The organism is Mycobacterium sp. 012931, from assembly GCF_000419295.1.
Taxonomy (GTDB): domain Bacteria; phylum Actinomycetota; class Actinomycetes; order Mycobacteriales; family Mycobacteriaceae; genus Mycobacterium; species Mycobacterium marinum.
The window spans coordinates 1,905,707-1,925,415 of record NZ_AOPX01000001.1; the positions used below are offsets into that span (position 1 = coordinate 1,905,707).

Consider the following 19,709-nt stretch of genomic DNA (forward strand, 5'->3'; position numbering starts at 1 on the left):
TTGTCGGCTGAGAATGTCGATGTTAACAATAGACGCTTCAACACTTCTCAATACCTAGCTGGGTCGTGGCACACCGATCGGCAAGGACGGATTATGTCTTTTTTGATCGCAACTCCCGAGTTATCTATCAGGGCAGCAACGAATTTGGAGGCTGTTGGCTCGGCGGTGAATGCAGCCAATTCGGCGGTGAGTTGGACGGAGAAGGTGGCCGCAATGGCTGCCGACGAGGTTTCGGGAGCCGTCGCATCTTGGTTCGGCGGGTTTGCCCAGGAGTATCAAACGGCGACCGCTCAAGCGGGGGCGTTTCACGAGCGCTTCCTGCAGACCTTGGCGGCGAGTGCGGCATCCTATGAGCACGCCGAAGCGGCCAACATCTCCTCGATATCTGGCATCCTTCGATCACTGATGGGTGGTGTTGGCGCGCAGGGTGATTCGGTTGCGCAAACCGGTGGCGGCGGCAACACCGGTCAGGCGGCCGAGGGCGCAAGTAGCGGGCAAGCCGCCGCCAGTGGTGGGGCGGTGAGCCCGAATTCCATCGCTGCTGGTGCGACCAACACCACGACCGGCAGCGCTGTGATGAGCGGAGGAACCGGCAACGGCGGGACCATCAGTGGTGGTGGCGCTGCCGGCAGTGGTGGCGCCAGCGGTGCGACGACCGCTGCCGCGACCGGCAGTGGCGAACTTGGTGGAAGTGGTGGCGTCGCCGCGGTGAGTAGCGGAGCCGCTACCACCGCCGCAGTCAGTAGCGCCAGCACCGGAGACGGCGACGTGGCGGCGGCGTACTCGCTGACATCGCAATGGGACAGCGGTTTCATCGGGCGCTATACGATCACGAACTCGGCGGATACTGCGGCGAGCGACTGGCAGGTCGAATTCGATTTACCTGCAGACGAATCCATTACCAATGTGTGGAATGGGCAGCTCGTCCAGTCTGGCACGCACTACACGGTGACGCCTGAGTCGTGGACACAGACGATCGAGCCGGGCGGGTCGGTCACCGTTGGCTTCCAGGGCGCGCAGACTGGGTCTTACTCGGAGCCTACGAATCTCATCGTCAACGGAGTATCCGTTGGCGGCGGGGGTTCCGGGGACGGCGGTGGCACTGGCACCGGCGGTACTGGCAGCGGGAGCGGCGGGACCGGTGATACGGGTGGTACGGGGAGCGGTACTGGTGATACCGGGGGAACCGGAACCGGAACCGGTGACACGGGCGGCACCGGTGACACGGGCGGCACCGGCACCGGCACCGGTGACGGCACCGGCACTGGCGATGGTGGTGACACTGGTGGAAGTGGTACCGGCGGCACGGTCGGCGACGGAGAGGTTGCCGCAACGTACACGGTGACATCGCAGTGGGACAACGGGTTCGTTGCGAACTACACGATCAGCAATTCCGGGGATACCGCGCTGACTGACTGGCAGGTCGAATTCGATTTGCCTGCAAACGAATCCATTACCAGCGTGTGGAGCGGGCAGCTCACGCAGACTGGCACGCACTACACCCTGACTCCGGAGTCCTGGACGCAAACGATCGAGCCAGGTGGTTCGGTCGTGGTGGGCTTCCAAGCGATGCACACTGGCGCCTATTCCGAACCGACGAATGTTCTGGTTAACGGACAACCTGCCAGCGGCGGCGGCACCGGTACCGGTGGTGGCACCAGTACCGGTACCGGTGCCGGCACTAGCACCGGCGGTGCCACGGTGGGTGAGTTTTCTCCATACGTCGATATGACCCTTTGGCCGAAGTTCGACTATGCGAGTGCAGCCAACGCGGGAATCGATGACGTCACACTGGGTTTCATCGTCACCGGTGCCGATGGCAATCCGTCCTGGGGCACTTTCTATTCGCTGGACGACCCGTGGATTACCTCCGCGATGGCCGAGATGCAGCAAAACGGTATCGACCCAACCATCTCCTTCGGTGGCGCAGCCAACCAGCCGCTCGCTGTTTCGGCCCCCAACGCGACCGCGCTAGCGTCGGACTACAAATTGGTCACCGACACCTACGGAATCTATAAGTTGGACTTCGACATTGAGGGTGCGGCGTTGTATAACGTTCCAGCACTGACCAACCAGGCCCAGGCGATCGCCATGCTGCAGGCGGAGCAGGCCGCTGCCGGGACCCCGGTCCAGGTTTCCTACACCCTTCCCGTGATGCCGACGGGTCTGACCTCCAACGGGGTGCAAGCACTGCAGATCGCCATCGACAATGGCGTGGATGTTGGCCGCGTGAACATCATGACCATGGACTACTTCGACCCCAGCCTGCAGTACGAGGGCAGGATGGGTGACTACGCAATTCAAGCCGCCGAGAGCGTCCACGGCCAGTTGATGACGCTGTATCCGTCGATGTCCAGCGAGGACGCGTGGGCGATGATCAAGGTGACACCCATGATCGGCGTCAACGACGATCCGAGCGAGGTCTTTACCCTCGCCGACGCCGAAAAGCTGGCTGCTTTCGCCGATGAGAACAACCTCGGCGGGCTATCCATGTGGTCGGCAAATCGCGATTTCCCGGGAGCGGTGGGGCAGCTGTCGAATACCAGCAGCGGAGTGAGCCAACAGGCGTGGGATTTCAGCGAGATCTTCGATGAGTTCGGGGAGGATGCCGCCGCCGAGCAGGCCGCTTTGGACTGACCCGACCCCGGCACTGCGCAGGCACCGGATGAGATCCGCAATCACGCTGACGAGAGGTCGCAGCGGCGACGGCGCGATGAGAACGGCTACGGCTGCCCAAAAACAGCGCGACACCTAGCGCTCAGACGTCAGCGATAAACGCGGAAGCCCTCGCGAGCGCTAGGTGACGTGGTGTGCGGCCCCCGAAACGTGGGAGGCGCCTAATCCGCTCAGTAGTTGTTGCAGGACGAGGCGACTGACTCGACCAGCCCGACGTACTGCGACGCCCCAGGCATGGCCTGCAGCTGCGCGGCCATCTGCGCGCGCCGCGGCGGCGGCGACGCGAGGAACGAATGCAGCCAACCCTGCGCCACCGGCGAGGCGTTGAACTGCGCGGCGGCCCCAGGGTCGGTGGCGTTCAGCGCCGCCATCACCTGGCCGTAGTTGCAGGTTGTGTTGATGACCGTATCCAGTGGGCTTGCGGATGCGACCCCCGCGCCGACGCTCAACGACAACGCGAAAGCACCAGCGGCGACACCCAGTCCCGTTAACGACAGCCTCATTTTGTGGACACCTTCCCCAGCTATTGCACCGCCAACGCGGCGACGACATCTGCCCAGCGGTTGCCGCCTTTGAATCAAGACTAGCAGGCCCCGCGGGTTTGCTCCTATCAAACTTTGTATCGGAGGACTCTCTCCGGCTATAACTATCCGCAGTTCAGGGCCGTGGTTGGGGCAGTTTCACCGTAGGCGAAATGGGGTAGCCGGGTAGCCATCACAGGCGGGCGGCAAGCTCGGTGTCCTGTTTGATGGCGCGTTTGGTGTCCAACTCCGCGGCCAGTGCCGCACCGCCGATGATGTGTGGGTCAACGCCGTTGCTGCGCAGGTCGGTCTCCAGGTCGCGCACCGGTTCCTGGCCCGCGCAAATCACCACGCTGTCCACCGCAAGCAGCTGCGGCCGCTGCCGGTCCGGGCCAAAACTGATGTGCAGGCCGTCGTCGCTGATCCGCTCGTAGTTCACCCCGGAGAGCTGGTGAACCCCTTTTGCCTTGACCGAAGCGCGGTGCACCCAGCCGCTGGTCTTGCCCAGGCGCTTTCCCTGTGGCCCCTTGGTGCGCTGCAGCAGATACACCTCACGGGCCGCCGGAGTCGGCAGCTCCGTGGTCAGGGCGCCGCGGGCCTCCTGTGGATCGACAACGCCCCACTCGGCCTTCCATTCCTTGAGGTTCAGGGTGGGCGACGATTCGGTGATCAGGAGTTCGGTGACGTCAAACCCGATGCCGCCCGCGCCGACGACAGCCACGCTCGGCCCGACCGGCTTGGCGCCGGTGATCGCCTCGGTGTAGGTCAATACCTTGGCGTGCGCAATGCCGGGGATGGCCGGTATCCGGGGTGCCACGCCGGTGGCCAGCACCACCTCGTCGTAGCCGGTCAGCTCGTCGGCCGTGGCCCGGGTAGCCAGCCGTACGTCGACGCTGTGCTTGGCCAACATCGTGGAGAAATACCGAATGGTTTCGTTGAATTCCTCCTTACCCGGAATGCGACGGGCCAGGTCGAACTGGCCGCCGATGAAGTCGTTGGCCTCAAACAATGTCACCCGGTGGCCCCGCTGGGCGGCGGCGACCGCCGCCGCCAGGCCGGCCGGGCCGGCCCCGACGACGGCCACGGTGCGGGCACGTTGGGTGGGGGACAGCGTCAACAGCGTTTCGTGTCCGGCTCGGGGGTTGAGCAGACAGGACACCTTCTTCTTGACGAAGACATGATCAAGGCAGGCCTGATTGCACGCGATGCAGGTGTTGATTTCGTCGACCCGGCCGGACTGCGCTTTGAGCACCCATTCCGGGTCGCTCAGCATCGGTCTGGCCATCGATATCAGCGCCACGTCGGTGTCGGCCAGGATCTGCTCGGCGGCCTGAGGCATGTTGATCCGGGTGGATGTCATCACCGGGATGCTGACCTGCTCGGCTACCGCATTGCTGATGTCGACGAACGCGCCGCTGGGCACCGAGGTGACGATCGTTGGAATTCGCGCCTCGTGCCACCCGAAACCGGAGTTGATGATCGTGGCACCGGCTGATTCCAGTTCGGTTGCCAACGCCACGATTTCGTCCCAGCTCTGGCCGCCCTCGACATAATCGGCCATCGACATCCGGTAGCAGATGATGAAGTCGGGGCCGACCGCGGCGCGGGTGCGCCGGACGATCTCGACGGGGAATCGGCGGCGTTTGGCCGGTGTCCCGCCCCACGAGTCGGTGTGCTTGTTGGTTCGGGGCGCCAGAAACTGGTTGAGCAGATACCCTTCGCTGCCCATGATTTCGACCCCGTCGTAGCCCGCTTCTTGGGCCAGTTGTGCGCATCGCGCGAAGTCCGCGATGGTGGCTTCCACGCCGCGCGAGGTCAGTTTGCGCGGCCGAAACGGATTGATCGGGGCCTTGATCGAGGAAGCGCTGACCGAAAGGGGGTGATACGCATAGCGTCCCGCGTGCAGGACCTGCAGCAGGATCTTGGCGTCCGCGTCGTGCACCGCACCGGTGATGCGCCGGTGCCGCCGGGCCTCGGCCGGCGTCACCAGTTCGGAGGCGAACGGGTAGAGCCAACCGGTGCGATTGGGTGCGTACCCGCCGGTGATCAGCATTCCGACGCCGCCGCGGGCCCGCTCGGCGAAGTACTCGGCGAGTCGGTCGGTGTCCTTGGGCCGGTCCTCCAATCCGGTGTGCATCGAACCCATGACCACGCGGTTACGCAGTGTGGTGAACCCGAGATCCAACGGAGACAACAGATTTGGGTAGGGACTGGTCATCATTTCTCCTCGAGTGCTTGAGCTACCTCGCCGAGCCATTCGATGGCACTTTCTTCGGCCCGGATTCCGCCGCGCAGCACGACGTACTGATGCAACGCGGCGCCACTGAGTGCCGACGGATCCGGAAAGCTGTGCTTTTCGATTCCGCGGTAGGTGTCTAGCGCCTGGACACGTTCGGCGCGCAGCGCGGCGACTTGGCTGCGCAGCGTTTCCCTATCGCCATAGACGGCACCGCGCAGCTTGACCGCGATGTCGCGAGTGCTGCTGTCGGTCAGCGCGCTCGCGCGGCCAGGACGGGTCGGGCTGGGTGGCTCAGCGATCCAGCGGGCCAACTCCTGGCGGCCATTGTCGGATACCGAATAGACCTTCTTATCGGGTCGGCCGTGCTGGACCACGGGCTTGGCATGCACCCAGCCGTTGCTCTCCATCAACCGCAATGTGCGATAGATCTGCTGGTGGGTGGCGGTCCAGAAGTGTCCGATGGAGCGATCGAATCGGTGGGCCAGTTCATAGCCCGAGCCGGCCTGTTCGGACAGCGATACCAATATCGCGTGTGGTAGTGCCACCCGCGCAGCATAGATCGCACCCCCGGGGTGCTATGCAACTAGGTGCATATAGGCGGCGGACCCCGACGAGCGTGCCAATTAGTTGTGTTGTATATGCAACGTCTAGTATCAGTAACCGAACGCTCGGCCTAACCGTGGCTCGGAAGAAGCCCGGGTCCAGGCGAGTAACAGCCCACATCAAGCAGTACTCAAAGGACACGTTGAGGAGACGTCCGTGACGTACACGATCGCCGAGCCTTGCGTCGACATCAAGGACAAGGCATGCATCGAAGAATGCCCGGTCGACTGCATCTATGAAGGTGCCCGGATGCTCTACATCCACCCCGGCGAATGCGTCGACTGTGGAGCTTGCGAACCGGTCTGTCCCGTCGAAGCGATCTACTACGAAGACGATGTGCCTGAGCAGTGGAGCCAGTACACGCAGATCAACGCAGATTTCTTCGCAGAACTTGGCTCTCCCGGCGGCGCCGCCAAGGTCGGTATGACCGAGAACGACCCCCAGGTGGTCAAGGATCTGCCGCCGCAGGGCGAAGAAGGAAGAAGACTGAGCGGGCCACTAGATCCCCGGAGCCGCAGCTTGCGCGTTTCAGCGTCACTACCGGAATTCCCCTGGGACACGTTGGCCGAGGCGAAAGCGCGGGCCGGGGCGCATCCGGACAGCATCGTCGACCTCTCCGTCGGTACCCCGGTGGATCCCGTCGCGCCGCTGGTCCAAGAAGCGCTGACGGCCGCCGCCTTCTCGCCGGGCTATCCCGCCACCGCGGGCACCGCTGGCCTGAGGGAATCCGCAGTGGCCGCCTTGGCTCGCCGGTACGGCATCACCGAGCTGGCCGAGTCGGCGGTCCTGCCGGTGATCGGCACCAAGGAGTTCATCGCCTGGTTGCCGACACTGCTGGGTCTGGGGTCCGCGGATGCGGTGGTGGTTCCGGAGCTGGCGTACCCGACCTATGAGGTGGGTGCGCGGCTGGCGGGCGCGCGGGTGCAGCGGGCTGACTCGTTGACTCAGTTGGGCCCGCAATCGCCGGCCCTGCTGTATTTGAACTCTCCGAGCAACCCCGCCGGCCGTGTGCTGGGCATGGAGCACCTGCAGAAGGTAGTCGAGTGGGCGCGCGGACGGGGCGTCATCGTGGCCTCTGACGAGTGCTATCTGGGCTTGGCCTGGGATGCCCAGCCGCTGTCGGTGCTGCATCCGGCGGTGTGCGGTGGCGATCACACCGGGTTGCTGGCAGTGCACTCGCTGTCGAAGAGTTCGTCGTTGGCCGGGTACCGCGCGGGTTTTGTCGCCGGGGATCCGGAACTGATCGCCGAGCTGCTGGCGGTGCGCAGACATGCCGGGATGATGGTGCCGACGCCGGTGCAGGCCGCCATGGTCGCAGCCCTGGACGATGACGATCACGAAAAGCAGCAGCGGGAGCGATATGCGCAACGACGTGCGGTGCTGCTGCCGGCGTTGACCTCCGCGGGGTTCAGCGTCGACCATTCCGAGGCTGGCCTGTACCTCTGGGCGACGCGCGGCGAAGGATGCCGGGACACGGTTGCCTGGCTGGCCGAGCGCGGCATTCTGGTTGCCCCCGGTGAGTTCTACGGTCCGGCGGGGGCCCAACACGTGCGGGTGGCGTTGACCGCCACCAAGGAGCGGATCGCCGCCGCGGTACGGCGGCTGGGCGAGCCGTGACCGCACCCGTAATCACGGTGATCGGGCGCGCTCGATCTGACAAGATCTGACAACGGCGCCGGCTCACCGCCAGGTCGTGCGCAGCTGCGTGGTCACCGACAGCGGGTTGTCGCCGCGGAACAGATCGAGAATCGCCTGGCCCTCCGGTGAATCCGCCGGCAGCTGTCGGGGCGGGCCGATGTGACGTCGCCACGACTGGGCCAGGCTTTGCCTGCGATCTTTGCGTCGGGCAAACCACCTCGGTACCGCGTGCCAGGCGATCGCCCCGGGCAGCGGAAGCCCCATGGCGGCGCGGGCGGCGAAGATTCCCCGGGCGAAACGCCCGGACGGCGGTGTGAGGATCTTGCGCCCGATCAGGTAGCGCGGTTCGGTCAGCGGCGCGAGCAGCTCATCGAGGGCTTCGGTAAACCGGCGAGACTGCTCGGTGGGCACATCGCCCAGCTCGCACCGGATCCATCCGTCCTGATCCGAAGTCATCCGCAGCGCTTCGGACCCCCTTTCGGCGCCGCCTGCCGCGTTGAGCCCATCGGCGACGGCGGCGGCGAGTTGTTCGAGAGCGTTGGGTGCGTGGGCGAGGCGGCGACTTTCGGCGGCGGCGGCCGTCGCCAACAGTGCGGCGCCCGCTGCGATGATGCCGCCCGCGGTGGTGGCCCCCGCCAGCGGACCGAAGTTGACCGCGGTGACGGCGGCGCCGGCACTGGCACCGATGGCCGAGACGCCGGCAAGCGCACCCCTGGCAAACCGCGCCGGACTGGGGTGACCCGGTACCGGCGGGGTCAATGCCGAGGCCGCGATGCGGGGTGCGGCGACGCCAAACGGGTGCGCGGCTCTTACTCGGATGGTCGCGACATCGATACCTTCATAGGGCTCGCCGATCCGCCACCAGGTCCTCGCTTCGGCCCGTTGGCTGGCGCGTTGCAGGGCGCGCGCGGTGATGGCCTGGGCATCGGCGGCCGGTGGACTGTATGGGGACAGCGCCGGGTCGCAATGCGTTACCCCGGATTCGATGAGCCCCTGTGGGCTGGCCGCGTAGTGCCCGTCGTGCTTGCGGACCAGCCGCAGGTAGTCGGCGTCCCCCCGCGGATGTTCGGTGGTGAAGCAGCAGACCGACCAGTTGTTGGCGACTTTCTGAGCGTCGTTGGTGTCCTTGCGAATTGCCCGGCCCCGCATCTGCGTGATCGCAGCTTGGGTGGTTGCACTCGTCAGGTCGATGTTGACGTTGACCGCCGCGCAATCCCATCCCTCTCCGAGCAGCGCGCGGGTGCCGATCATGACGCGGGAATGTCCGGCCAGGAAGTATTCGGTAGCCAGCGCCACCCAGGTTCGGGGCGTGAAGGTGCCGCCACCGCGCAGCGTCCGCAGGGCGGGTTGGGTGTCGAGTGGCTCGGCGGTCACGAGCAGGCCGCGCTCGGCGCAGAAGTCGACCAGCTGTGTTGCGATCGCGGCCGGGCAGGCGAAGGTTTGGCTGGTCACCAAAAGCGCGTTGAGGGGGCTGTTCCGCCGGCTGTCGGACGCCGCGAGCATGGCGGTGACCAGCTGGGCCGAACCCGACTGGTTGCTCAGCGGCGCACCCTTCAGCGACGTCGGGAGGGTGCCTGACATCGATTCGAAGTCGCACAACACCAGCGCCCGCAGTCCCGATCCCAGGACGGCGTCTTCGGTGTCGAGGATGTGTGTGGTGGCGGCGATCTTCGACTCCGACAGTGCGCACACCCGATCTATCGGGGAGGTGGCCACTCGTACGCCGCGACTGGTCAGCCGGTAGCCCAAGCCGGGTAGCACCCGCTTGATCGCGGCAAGTGCCTGCGCGTCGCGTGGATCGTCGCTTTGCTGCAGGTGCCCGACGCTGAAGTCGGTCAAGACATTGACCCAATCTTGGGCATCGGGGGGAACCCGGTGTTGTTCGCGCAGGCGGGCACCGTCGGGCAAGGGAATCAGACCGTCGTAGGCGAAGCGCAGACCGCTGCAGGCGAGATCGGGCTCGACGCGTTCGAACGTCGACCAGGCGATCTGATTGCCGTCACGTGTTGATCTGTCCACGATCCGGGTACGCAGCCAGGAGGCCAGCGACATGCTGCCCACCTGTTGGTCGATGACTGCCAGCATGAGCTCGGCGAAGCGAGCCCGATGGGTTGCCACCCAGGCCTGTTCCTCCGGCGTCGGTTCGGTGAGATAGATCAGCTCCTGATAGGGCGCGAGGTCGCCCTCCTTGACCAGAGCGGGTGTTGGAACCGCGAAGTCGGCGGCGCCGAATAACTCGTCATGCAAGGTGTGCTGCCAGGCGGTGAGTTCTGTTACCGGGGTTGCGGTGAGCCCGATCAGTGCGGTTTGCGGGCCCAGGACCGACCCGAGCGCGGCGACAAGCGCACCCCAAGTGGCCAGCAGGTGATGGCATTCGTCGAGCACCAGCGTCCAAGGGCCCAACGTTGCCGCCCGCTCGATCAACGCCCTGCCGTTCGGGTGCAACAGCTCCAATAAGGCCTGCTGGTCACGGCTGCGCAGCACTTCTCGCCGGACGGCCGAATCCGTTTCGTCGTCGATGACCGCAAGGGACTGGTAGGTCAGCACGTTCATCGCCGACGCCAGGTCGCGCTCGGTTCCACACCTGGCCGCGGACGGGTCCGTCGAGGGAAAGCGTCCATCCCAGGTGGCGGCCCACTGTGCCTGTACCGCCGTGTTGGGCACCAACACCAGGGTGCGCCGGCCCAGCCGGCGCGCCGCTTCCAGTCCGATCATTGTCTTCCCGGCACCTGGCGGCAGGACCAGATAGCACCGGTTGTCCCCGCTGGCGACGTCAGCGTCAAACGCGTCCAACGCTTGCTGCTGATAGACCCGCCAGGTACCGGCGAAGCTCCTCGATTCAAGATCCTGGCGCGGCTCCACGAGAGCCCACCCTAGCCGGCGGTGTGTGCGGGTCACTGGCAATCGGCACGCATCGTGGCGACCGCCGGCCGTGGAGACGCTCCCGGGCCCGCCCATTTGTTGGCACCGCTACCCGATGACCCGCTGGACGCGACTGACGGCAAGGGAAAGTGGCAAGCCCTAGTTGCCCCCCACTCTCAATTTATAGGGCACTGGGGGGCTTGCGGCAAGACCGGGGGTGGGGGCAAAATCGCTGGCCAAGAACGGGATCTGTGGGAATTGGGGGTTGCGAAATGCCAAAGCCGTCGTCGCCGGATCGATCGCGAAACGGGCTCGAACCTATGGCTGACCATGCGGTGGTGGTTGTCGGTGCAGGACCGACAGGGCTGATGTTGGCAGGTGAGTTGGCGTTGGCAGGGGTTGACGTTGCCGTCGTCGAGCGACGGGTCAGCCAGGATCTGGTTGGCTCGCGTGCCGGCGGCCTGCATTCACGCACCATCGAGGTTCTTGATCAGCGCGGCATCGCCGACCGGTTCCTCGCGCAAGGTACTGCCACGCAGGTCGCCCGATTTGCCGCAATCCCGTTGGACATCAGCGACTTTCCCACCCGACACAACTATGGCCTGGCGTTGTGGCAAAACCGCATTGAGCGGATCCTCGCCGAATGGGTTGCCGAGCTGCGGGTTCGGATCTATCGCGGATGTGAAGTCACTGATATCACCCAGGACGACAACGGAGTCGACATCACGCTGTCTGATGGCCCGCCATTGCGTGCGGAATACGTCGTGGGGTGCGACGGAGGACGTAGCCTGGTCCGCAGGGCGGTTGGTATCGACTTCCCTGGCTGGGATCCGACAACGAGCGCGCTGATCGCCGAAGTCGAGGTGGCAGTCGGGTCCGAATCGGGCCCGAACCTCGGCCAGGTCCGCCACGACGCCCTCGGCGTCCACGGCTTCACCAGGTTGCCGGACGGTGGTCCGCTACGGGTGGTGGTGACCGAGCGGCAGCTCGATGCCGGCGGGGAACCCAGCCTGGGCGATCTCAGCGCGGCGCTCACCGCCGTGTACGGCACCGACTACGGGATTCACAGTCCCACTTGGATTTCCAGATTCACCGATCTGACGCGGCAGGCCGCGACGTACCGACAGGGACGCGTCCTGATCGCCGGCGATGCCGCACACGTGCATGATCCAGTCGGCGGGCAGGGCCTCAACACGGGCGTCCAGGATGCGGTGAATTTGGGATGGAAGCTGGCCCAAGTGGTCAATCGCAGGTCGCCGGAAAGCCTTCTCGACACCTACCATGCCGAACGCCATCCGATCGTTGCCCGCGTGCTACGCACCACGATGGCCCAAGTCGCGCTGCGTCGTATGGACGACCGCAAAAAAGCGTTGAGCGACAACATTTCCGAGATCCTCATGATGGAGGAGCCGCGAAAAAGGTTTGCCGCGATGATGTCCGGGCTAGACATTCGTTATGACCTCGGTGGGGGACACCCGCTACTCGGTCGCCGCATGCCCGATCTGGACCTGGCTACCTCCGATGGCCCGCGGCGGGTCTTCACCTACCTGCATGCGGCCCGGCCGGTGCTGCTCAACCTCGCTGAGCCCGGCCGCTTCGACATCGCGGGATGGCAGCATCGAGTCCTGCCGATTGACGCGAAATATGCTGGTGTCTGGGAGCTTCCGGTACTAGGCGCGATCGCTGCTCCGGATGCGGTGTTGATTCGACCCGACGGGTATGTCGCCTGGGTAGGAGATGACCTCACCGACCGGGGACTCTTCGATGCGCTTACCGCCTGGTTCGGGCGCCCAGCGGTCCCGAGCCCGCGACTGCGGGCATCGGCACCCTGATCAACCACTATGCGGGGTGCGCGCTCGGCAGGTATCAGGCCATGCCGCCGGGATCACCGGGTCCCCCGTCGGTCCCGTTCATGCCGTCGGCGCCCGCACTTCCGGTGCCCGCACGCCCGCTCGATCCGGGGTCACCCCCCTGCCCGCGCAGGCCACCAGTTCCGCCGGAGCCCCCGGCGGCGTTGCTGCCAGCGCTACCGGCGCCGCCTAGCAGGCTGCCCGAACCGCCCTCGCCGCCGGCGCCGCCATCGCCACCGTGGCCGCCGACTCCGCCGTTGCCGCCGGTTCCCCCGTTGCCAATAATGCCGTCGTAGGACAGGTTGTCGCTGTTGCGCACGCCGCCGTTGCCGCCGAGGCCGTCTTGTGCGCCGTCGCCGCCCACCCCGCCGGTCCCACCGAGGCCGCCGTCGCCGCCGGCGCCGCCAAGACCGGCCAGCAGACCGGCGCGGCCGCCTGCACCGCCCTGTCCGCCGGCGCCACCGTCACCACCCAGCTCGCCGTCACCGCCGGTGCCGCCATCGCCGCCGCTACCTCCCGCGGGAATCTTCTCGCCGAATGGGCCGTGGCCGCCGTTGCCGCCGTTGCCCGCTACGCCGCCATTGGCACCAGCTGCGGCCGCTCCGCCTTGGCCGCCCAGGCCGCCGGCGCCGCCGGCGCCGCCATCGCCGGCCAGCAGTCCGCCGTTCCCGCCGGCTCCGCCCTGGCCACCGCTACCGCCCGCTTGCCCGTTGCTGCCGGAACCGCCATGGCCACCGTCGCCGCCGGCACCGCCAGTGCCGGGGCTGGGAGTGAAGAAGCCACCACTACCGCTGTCGCCGCCTTTGCCGCCGTTGCCGCCGGTACCGCCCACCGCACCGGCGCCGCCGTCGCCGCCGTCGCCGCCGTTGGCGCCCGAGCCGGCGTTGGAGATCTTGGACGTGGTGGTGCCGCCGCTACCGCCGTTGCCGCCGTCGCCGTCGCCGCCGGCGCCACCGTTATTGCCGTCACCGCCGGCGCCCCCCGATGTTGCGGACCCACCCGAAAAGTTGTTGGCACCGGCGCCGCCATTGCCGCCACCGCCGCCGGTGCCGCCGAGCGCGCCGGGGCCGCCGTCTCCGGCGAGGCCACCGTCGCCGCCGGTACCTCCCGATGCCGTCGATGTGCCGGGGCTGCCCTGGCCGCCGGAGCCGCCGTCGCCGCCCTCTACCCCGGTCACGGTGCTTGAATCACCCGGACCGCCGTTTTCTCCTACCTCGCCGCCCGTGCCCGAGGTTGCCTGACCGGTCGGGGATACCGGGCCGGGATTGACGGCGTCGGGACCTTGTGCACCCTGTCCGCCCTGCCCGCCGGCGCCACCGGCGCCGAACAGTCCGGCGCTGCCGCCCGCCCCGCCGTTGCCGCCGGTGCCGCCGACCACCATCGCGGTCCCGCCGTTTCCGCCCGCACCACCATTGCCGAACAGCATCCCGCCGGATCCGCCGACGCCGCCGGTGGCACCCGCGCCGCCGGCCCCACCGGCCCCACCGTTGCCGATAAACCCGGCGGCGCCGCCATTGCCGCCGGTCTGCCCGGCGGCCCCGGTCGCGCCGGCCCCGCCGTTACCCCACAGGATTCCGCCGGCACCACCGTTACCGCCCGGCGTCGTGGCGTTGGCGCCGTCACCGATCAGCGGCCGGCCGAACAGCGACTGCGCGGGCGCATTGATCGCGTTGAGCGTCAGGGCTTGTAGGGCCTGCAATGGAGATGAATTGGCGGCCTCGGCGGCCGCATACGCCCCGGCCCCGGTGTTGAGCGCCGACATGAACCGGGCATGGAAGGCCGAAGCCTGCGCGCTGATTGTCTGATACCCCAGGGCATGCTCGTCGAACAGCGCCGCGATGGCGGCTGACACTTCGTCGGCGCCGGCTGCCAGCAGGCCGGTCGTGGGCAGGGCCGCCGCCGCGTTGGCCATCTCGAGGTTTGACCCAATGGTCGCCAATTCCGAGGTCACCGCCGCCATAGTTTCTGGCACTGCGAATACGAAAGACATCCAACACCTCCGCAAACGTTTGTCTGTTCGAGCCAGCCCCCGAGTGTCTTGATGCCCGGACTGCTGCAGCTTATCCACAATCAAGACGTCCGCACTGCCATTAACGGAAAATTCATATGACCAAAGTTTTTCAGTCTAATTCATTCGCCACATGATGATTTTTTCGTTGAATGTTGTCAATTCATTCATTGTATTCATAGCTGCTCAACTTAGGGTTCAGGATGATCGTCACGTCCCGGATGCGCGCCGGTGCCTGGTGGTTGCCGCTGGTCCGTTCGGCCAGCGCTGGTACCCAATAGGCGGCCGATTGACAGTGCCCGCGAACCATGTGGACTGCCGAATCATTATGTTTAGAAGCTACTTTCGGGCAGTCGGCCAGTGTCCAGCGGGTGTGGTGCCCCCGCGAGGGCGGCAGATCTCGGCCGCTAACCGCCGAAGGCGGGACGGGGCATCCTGAATGCGCGGCGCCCGTTGCACAGCACCACGCTGCCCATTCGACTTTGCGAGCCTGCCGTTGGCGCGGCACCCAAGATATTTGCCCCCGGATTATCGGCCGTCATTGTCGCAGCTTGGGGGTTTATTCAGGGAACGCCGGAGCCCTGGGTGCGGATGCCGGAAGTGGAGCGGGCCGGCCCGCCGCACCGGCGGCGGTTTCCGTCGGCCGCACGTAGCGCACCCAGGTCAGGATGGCCGCGCCGATATAACACGCGAAGAAGATCCAGAATGCGGGCGTTTCCGTGCCGGTGCTGACGTAGGACTGCCGCAGTGCCATGTTGATCCCGACCCCGCCCAACGCGCCGAAGGAACCGGCGAACCCGATCAGGGCTCCGGACCGGACTCGTGCCCAGTGGTGGCGTTGGGCAGCGTTCAGGCTCAGCCCGCGGCTGCGTTCCTCGAACACCGACGGAATCAGCTTGTACACCGCGCCCTTGCCCGCTCCGCAGACGATGAACAGCGCGATAAAGCCCACGATGTATCCGGCCATCATGAAGCCGGTCACCGGATCGCCGCGCTCCTCCGCCGCGTCGGCGTAGATGCTGACGCCGACCAAGAATCCGCCGGCCAGGATCGCCGCAGAGAAGACGGTGAGAGTGACGTGACCACCGCCAAAGCGATCGCTGAGCTTGCCCCCGACGATCCTTGCCAGTGAGCCCAACAGGGGACCGATGAACGCGATTTGGGCGGCGTGCAGTGACGCATGCGCCTGGGTTTCCCCGGCTGCCGCGAAGTTGTGCTGCAGCACCTGGCCGAACGCGAACGTGAAGCCGAGGAACGAGCCCGACGCGCACATGTAGAGCAGCGGGATCGTCCACGAATCGGGCACGGTGAGAATCGACCGCAGGTTGTTCAACGACAGACCGGTGCGGTGGGCTACCACGTCGTCCATGAACAATGCCGCACCGATGCCGCCAATGGTCAGCAGCACCAAATAGATTGCGCATACCCAATAGGGAGCCGCGTGGCCCGCGGTGGCCAGGACAACGAGTCCGACCATCTGGACGGCGGCAGATCCGAGGTTGGCCATGCCGCCGGTCAAGCCGAGCACAATGCCCTTGAGTCGTTGCGGAAAAAGGCCGTCGACCTTGGCCAGTGAACCCGAATAGTTGCCGCCCCCTAAACCGGTGAACGCGGCACACACGAGGTAGGGCCACAGCGGCAGGCCCGGGTGAGCCAGCAGCACGATGGTTCCGAGGGTGGGGATCAACAGCACAAGTGAGGAGATTGTGGTCCAGGTGCTTCCGCCAAACCAGTTGGCCGCCATCGCATATGGGATGCGCACCAGCGCTCCGACCAATGATGCGGTGGCGTCCAGCAGTAGCTTGTCGCCGGTGGTGAAACCGTAGATGGACTGCGGCATGAACAGCACCATCACCGACCAGAGGTACCAAACCGAAAAGGCGATGTGCGCATTGAGGACTAACCAGGTCAGGTTCCGGCGGGCAATCGCATAGTTCCCGTTTGCCCAGGCCACCGTGTCTTCTGGATGCCAGTCAGTGATGCGCGAGCGCGCCATAGGCTGCGAACCTTTCGGGTTGATGGTGGACGGCGATCGGCGATGCCGGGGTGCTTGCCTTGGGCTGTGCCGCGCCGAAAGGCAATCGAGCGTCCAGCGGGTTGGCGTCGGTCTCAGCGACGGGAACCCGGGGAATGCGCACGTGGGCAGGCGTTGTCCCGCACGGGAGTTGCATGAATTGCTTGACGGCAGTATAAATCGCCGCCGAATTCGCGGCAGTAGAGCTGCTTGCCGAAGTCGTGCGAGCCGAAGTTGTGCGAGGGGGCCGGCGCAAGTGCGACGCGGTGCCGACCGTAGTCGAGTATGAAAAACCAACGGTCACAAGGCCCCCTTCCCCGCCTCACAGGTGGCTGCACAATTGGCAGCCACGTATTGACTGTTCCGCAGGGGCCGTTGGCCATCGCTTTCGCGACGGGCGGTTATGGCGAGCCCCACCGCCGTTATGCGCCGCAATCGCCCCGGCGCACCTTTATAACGTCCTTGAAGCTATAGGTTGACAATTAAACCAAGCTATGGTGCTTCGACAACTCGACCGGGGGGATGCACAGCAGACTTCCAGCTGACTTCATCGGTATCTCCAAACTGTGGGTGTGGCTTTCCGGGCAGGGCGCGGCTACGGTGCGATCGACGATGGCCGCGTCGTGCCGCAACTCCGCGTCGGGGTGGTAGCGCCCGCCATTGTGTGGGTGAAATGTGCTGCCGTACTTAATCAATTGCGGACGCGCTCAGGGGCCGAGGTGGCCACTGAAGGTTGATGTCGGGGGCTACGTGGGTAGGCCCGCTCTTTCGGCATCTGCGCGATAGCGGTCCACCCACTCGTCGGAACGTTCGTTGGCTTGTCGAACCAGCGGTGCGGTGGGCGCCAGCCGTGCGTCGAGCCCCAACGCTTCCAGGATGTTGCCGACCAGCTCGGTTAGATTGCGCCACAGCACCGGGTAGGAGATCTCCATCGGTGCAATGCCCTCTTCGGCGAACCAGCTTCGCCAACCCTGTTCCTGCGCGCGGAGCATGCTCACCACATGGGCGATCGCGCCGGCGTGATAGCTGGCACGAGCGTCGCGTGCCGGGTCGGGGTGGCCTCGCCAGACTCCGGTCTGTACCGCGCGCCAGAACGACACTGCCTGCGACACCACATCGGGACGGTAGACATAGACCAGGAGGGGGTTCTCGCCGATCACGTCGCGGATCGCGGCCGACAGCCCGTCGCCCGATCGATTCGGGAGCTGCCTTGCCCGGTTCAGCAGCAGGGGAGTCTGATTCCACATCAGTTTGCCGCCCCAGACCCCGTTGGGTGTTCGCCCTACGGTGCGGACGTAGTCACGCCAGATTTCGGGCGGCGCCAGATCCGGCTTACCTTCGTCCAGTGGATCGAGCAGGCGCAGGATCGAGGCGTCCTCGACGCCGGCGAACCACTCGCGCGGCTGTGGAGGCTGGCTGGTGGTGGGCAGATACTGAAAGAACTCCTGAGGCTCGCCGGCGACGCCGGTGGCGCGCAATGATTCGACCAACAGCGTGCTGCCGCTGCGCTGGGAGGCTAGAACCAGATACGACGACGGGCTATCTGCCACGAAGGAAGACTAACGCGTGGCAAATTCGCGGCAAGGGCGAAAATTGAGTTCACGCTGAAGATTACTCTTGTATGCGACCGCAGTTGGCTAACTGGAGCGGTCGGTAGCCCGTAAGCCCAGCGAAAAGACCAGCCGTACATCGGGATCGGCGAAGGAGGTTGACAACAGCTTCTCGACGCGCCGAATGCGGTAGCGAACGGTGTTGGGATGTACCTGCAGTGACTGCGCGGCTAGGCCGATATCGCCGAAGCTGTCGAGATAGACACGCAACGTGTCGGCCAGCACTGGATCCTTGGCGCGCAGGTCGGGTATCCGGGGATCTATCAGCCGTGCATCGTTGCCGACCAGGGTGACGATCTCGTCAAGCAGCACGGTGGTGCGTGCTTCGGCCAGTGAGGTCACCCGACCGATCGAAATGGGGTGGCGCTCGGCGCTGTCCAGCACGCGATCCACTTCGACACGCGCCGAGGCAAGTCCATCCAGGCCCGCAACCGGTGCGGCGATGGTTGCCCGCAACTCCACCCCCAGCTCGCTGCGCAGCGCGCTGATGGTGCCGCGAACCCAGGAGGTCAGTGAACGCGCGGTCGCGGTCTGCGGCAGCACGACGTAGATGCGCGATCCATTGGTGCCGACTTGGGCGTCACGCCGAAATGCGCTTGCACTCAGCGCTAGTACATCGGCGAGACGGGACTGCTTGTCGTCGGCTTCGATGGTGTCGAACCCGATCAGGGCGGCGTTTCCGTCAGCGGATAGACCGAGTTCGCGCGCGATGGCGGTGACGTCCGCGGGTGCCGCGGTGGGGTCAGGATCGGCTAGGCCCAGTAGCTGCTGCACTCGCCGGGCGTGCGTGGATGGGCGCGATGCCAGGCGTGTCATGATGCGGGCGCCCAGAACCGCCGCGCCGCGCAGCACTTCGTCGGCGTCCTCGGCCAGCGGCTGGGAGCCTTGTTGAACCCAGATGGATCCGGCGAACACCGGTGGGCGCCGTGCGGCGACCGGTGGCTGATGAATACCGATGGCCAATCGCGGACGCAGGCCTAGTACGGGGCGCTCGGCCACGCGCACCACCTCGCTGCCGGAGCGAAGCGCATCGAAGATGCCCCACTCGCCGATCCACTTGAGATGCTCGGGTGGACCCGCACGCCCCAGAATGGAGAGCCGGCGCAGCTCGTCGGCCTCGTCGCTGGAAGCCGAATAGGCGAGTACGTGAGACTGAGCGTCCTCGATGCTGACCATGCCGTGGATACGGTCGGCCAGCGACTGGGCCAGGCCGAACAAATCGGTGCCCGAGTCATCGGTGGTCCGGTCCCCGTGGTGCTCGAGTACGTGGTTGACCAGACGGTACAGCCGCTCGCAGCGGGCCTGGGGCTCCACCGCCACCACCGCTGCCCCGGAGCGGACGGCCTTGGCCACCACCGCGTCCGACGGTTGCTTGACGAATATCGCCACCGGGGTCCCGGCCTGCCCGTCGATCCACCGCAACGCTTCGTGGTCGGTGACACCGAGCAGGAAAAAGATGTCGGCCGAGCCAGCCGCCGCCGCCAGACCCAGCCGCACATCGTCGGAATCGACCAAGGCTGCCGAGGCCACCGGAAGGTCTAGGCCACGCGGGGCTTCCACCAGGCTGACCAGCGTCGCATCCAGGGCGAGCAGTAGTTGGCCCAAGCCGACGCCAGCCACTCCCATGTTGTCCGATAGTACTAGTGCTGATCGTCAATCTTGTCCGATCGGCTAATCGATTCGAGCCT

Annotated in this window: 11 protein-coding genes and 1 pseudogene; 4 read left to right on the forward strand and 8 right to left on the reverse strand. The window is 65.9% G+C overall.

Annotated features, from left to right (window positions below):
* Positions 1-93 precede the first annotated feature (93 nt).
* A complete protein-coding gene (locus MMSP_RS08670; RefSeq protein WP_051153642.1) occupies positions 94-2,637 on the forward strand; it encodes a cellulose binding domain-containing protein in 2,544 nt (847 codons plus the stop codon).
* A 209-nt stretch (positions 2,638-2,846) separates the two neighbouring features.
* On the opposite strand, the gene MMSP_RS08675 is transcribed toward MMSP_RS08670, so the two are convergent.
* The 3 genes from MMSP_RS08675 to MMSP_RS08685 form a co-directional block, all read right to left on the reverse strand.
* Positions 2,847-3,179, reverse strand: a complete 333-nt coding sequence (locus MMSP_RS08675) for a hemophore-related protein (protein WP_012395847.1) — start codon at positions 3,177-3,179, stop codon at positions 2,847-2,849.
* A 211-nt stretch (positions 3,180-3,390) separates the two neighbouring features.
* Positions 3,391-5,415 carry an NADPH-dependent 2,4-dienoyl-CoA reductase gene (locus MMSP_RS08680; protein ID WP_020786310.1) on the reverse strand — a complete coding sequence of 675 codons (2,025 nt, stop codon included), beginning with the start codon at positions 5,413-5,415 and terminating at the stop codon, positions 3,391-3,393.
* On the reverse strand, positions 5,415-5,981 hold the full coding sequence (locus MMSP_RS08685; RefSeq protein ID WP_020729884.1) for a PadR family transcriptional regulator: 567 nt from the start codon (positions 5,979-5,981) through the stop codon (positions 5,415-5,417). Before MMSP_RS08685 ends, MMSP_RS08680 begins: the two co-directional genes overlap by 1 nt.
* A 214-nt stretch (positions 5,982-6,195) precedes the next feature.
* On the opposite strand from MMSP_RS08685, the pseudogene fdxA reads away from it, so the two are divergent.
* Together fdxA and dapC are read left to right on the forward strand one after the other, a co-directional pair.
* Positions 6,196-6,516 (forward strand): annotated as a pseudogene (fdxA, locus tag MMSP_RS27465) (ferredoxin); the annotation flags it as partial.
* A gap of 42 nt (positions 6,517-6,558) precedes the next feature.
* On the forward strand, positions 6,559-7,656 hold the full coding sequence (dapC, locus tag MMSP_RS08690) for a succinyldiaminopimelate transaminase (RefSeq protein WP_036427181.1): 1,098 nt from the start codon (positions 6,559-6,561) through the stop codon (positions 7,654-7,656).
* Positions 7,657-7,719: 63 nt separating this feature from the next.
* Here dapC and MMSP_RS08695 read toward each other — a convergent pair whose 3' ends face one another.
* Positions 7,720-10,539 (reverse strand): DEAD/DEAH box helicase family protein, encoded by a 2,820-nt coding sequence (locus tag MMSP_RS08695; RefSeq protein ID WP_020786312.1) that lies wholly within the window; start codon positions 10,537-10,539, stop codon positions 7,720-7,722.
* Positions 10,540-10,811: 272 nt separating this feature from the next.
* On the opposite strand from MMSP_RS08695, the gene MMSP_RS08700 reads away from it, so the two are divergent.
* Positions 10,812-12,371, forward strand: a complete 1,560-nt coding sequence (locus tag MMSP_RS08700; protein ID WP_020786313.1) for an FAD-dependent monooxygenase — start codon at positions 10,812-10,814, stop codon at positions 12,369-12,371.
* A gap of 34 nt (positions 12,372-12,405) precedes the next feature.
* Here the strand turns inward: MMSP_RS08700 and MMSP_RS08705 are convergent, their stop codons facing one another.
* The 4 genes from MMSP_RS08705 to MMSP_RS08720 all read right to left on the reverse strand — a co-directional run bounded on the left by MMSP_RS08705 (position 12,406) and on the right by MMSP_RS08720 (position 19,647).
* Positions 12,406-14,379 carry a PE family protein gene (locus MMSP_RS08705; RefSeq protein ID WP_020786314.1) on the reverse strand — a complete coding sequence of 658 codons (1,974 nt, stop codon included), beginning with the start codon at positions 14,377-14,379 and terminating at the stop codon, positions 12,406-12,408.
* A 577-nt stretch (positions 14,380-14,956) separates the two neighbouring features.
* Positions 14,957-16,393 carry an MFS transporter gene (locus MMSP_RS08710; protein ID WP_036426348.1) on the reverse strand — a complete coding sequence of 479 codons (1,437 nt, stop codon included), beginning with the start codon at positions 16,391-16,393 and terminating at the stop codon, positions 14,957-14,959.
* A 764-nt stretch (positions 16,394-17,157) separates the two neighbouring features.
* Positions 17,158-17,961, reverse strand: coding sequence for a Stf0 family sulfotransferase (locus MMSP_RS08715; RefSeq protein WP_020786315.1), 804 nt, complete (start codon positions 17,959-17,961; stop codon positions 17,158-17,160).
* An 87-nt stretch (positions 17,962-18,048) separates the two neighbouring features.
* Positions 18,049-19,647 (reverse strand): CdaR family transcriptional regulator, encoded by a 1,599-nt coding sequence (locus tag MMSP_RS08720; RefSeq protein ID WP_152522441.1) that lies wholly within the window; start codon positions 19,645-19,647, stop codon positions 18,049-18,051.
* Positions 19,648-19,709: the final 62 nt, after the last annotated feature.

Bases quoted from the DNA above. Each gene is read 5' to 3' on its own strand.
- MMSP_RS08670 (WP_051153642.1), top strand. From the start codon at position 94: ATGTCTTTTTTGATCGCAACTCCCGAGTTATCTATCAGGGCAGCAACG.
- MMSP_RS08675 (WP_012395847.1), bottom strand. From the start codon at position 3,179: ATGAGGCTGTCGTTAACGGGACTGGGTGTCGCCGCTGGTGCTTTCGCG.
- MMSP_RS08680 (WP_020786310.1), bottom strand. From the start codon at position 5,415: ATGACCAGTCCCTACCCAAATCTGTTGTCTCCGTTGGATCTCGGGTTC.
- MMSP_RS08700 (WP_020786313.1), top strand. From the start codon at position 10,812: ATGCCAAAGCCGTCGTCGCCGGATCGATCGCGAAACGGGCTCGAACCT.
- MMSP_RS08705 (WP_020786314.1), bottom strand. From the start codon at position 14,379: ATGTCTTTCGTATTCGCAGTGCCAGAAACTATGGCGGCGGTGACCTCG.
- MMSP_RS08710 (WP_036426348.1), bottom strand. From the start codon at position 16,393: ATGGCGCGCTCGCGCATCACTGACTGGCATCCAGAAGACACGGTGGCC.
- MMSP_RS08720 (WP_152522441.1), bottom strand. From the start codon at position 19,647: ATGGGAGTGGCTGGCGTCGGCTTGGGCCAACTACTGCTCGCCCTGGAT.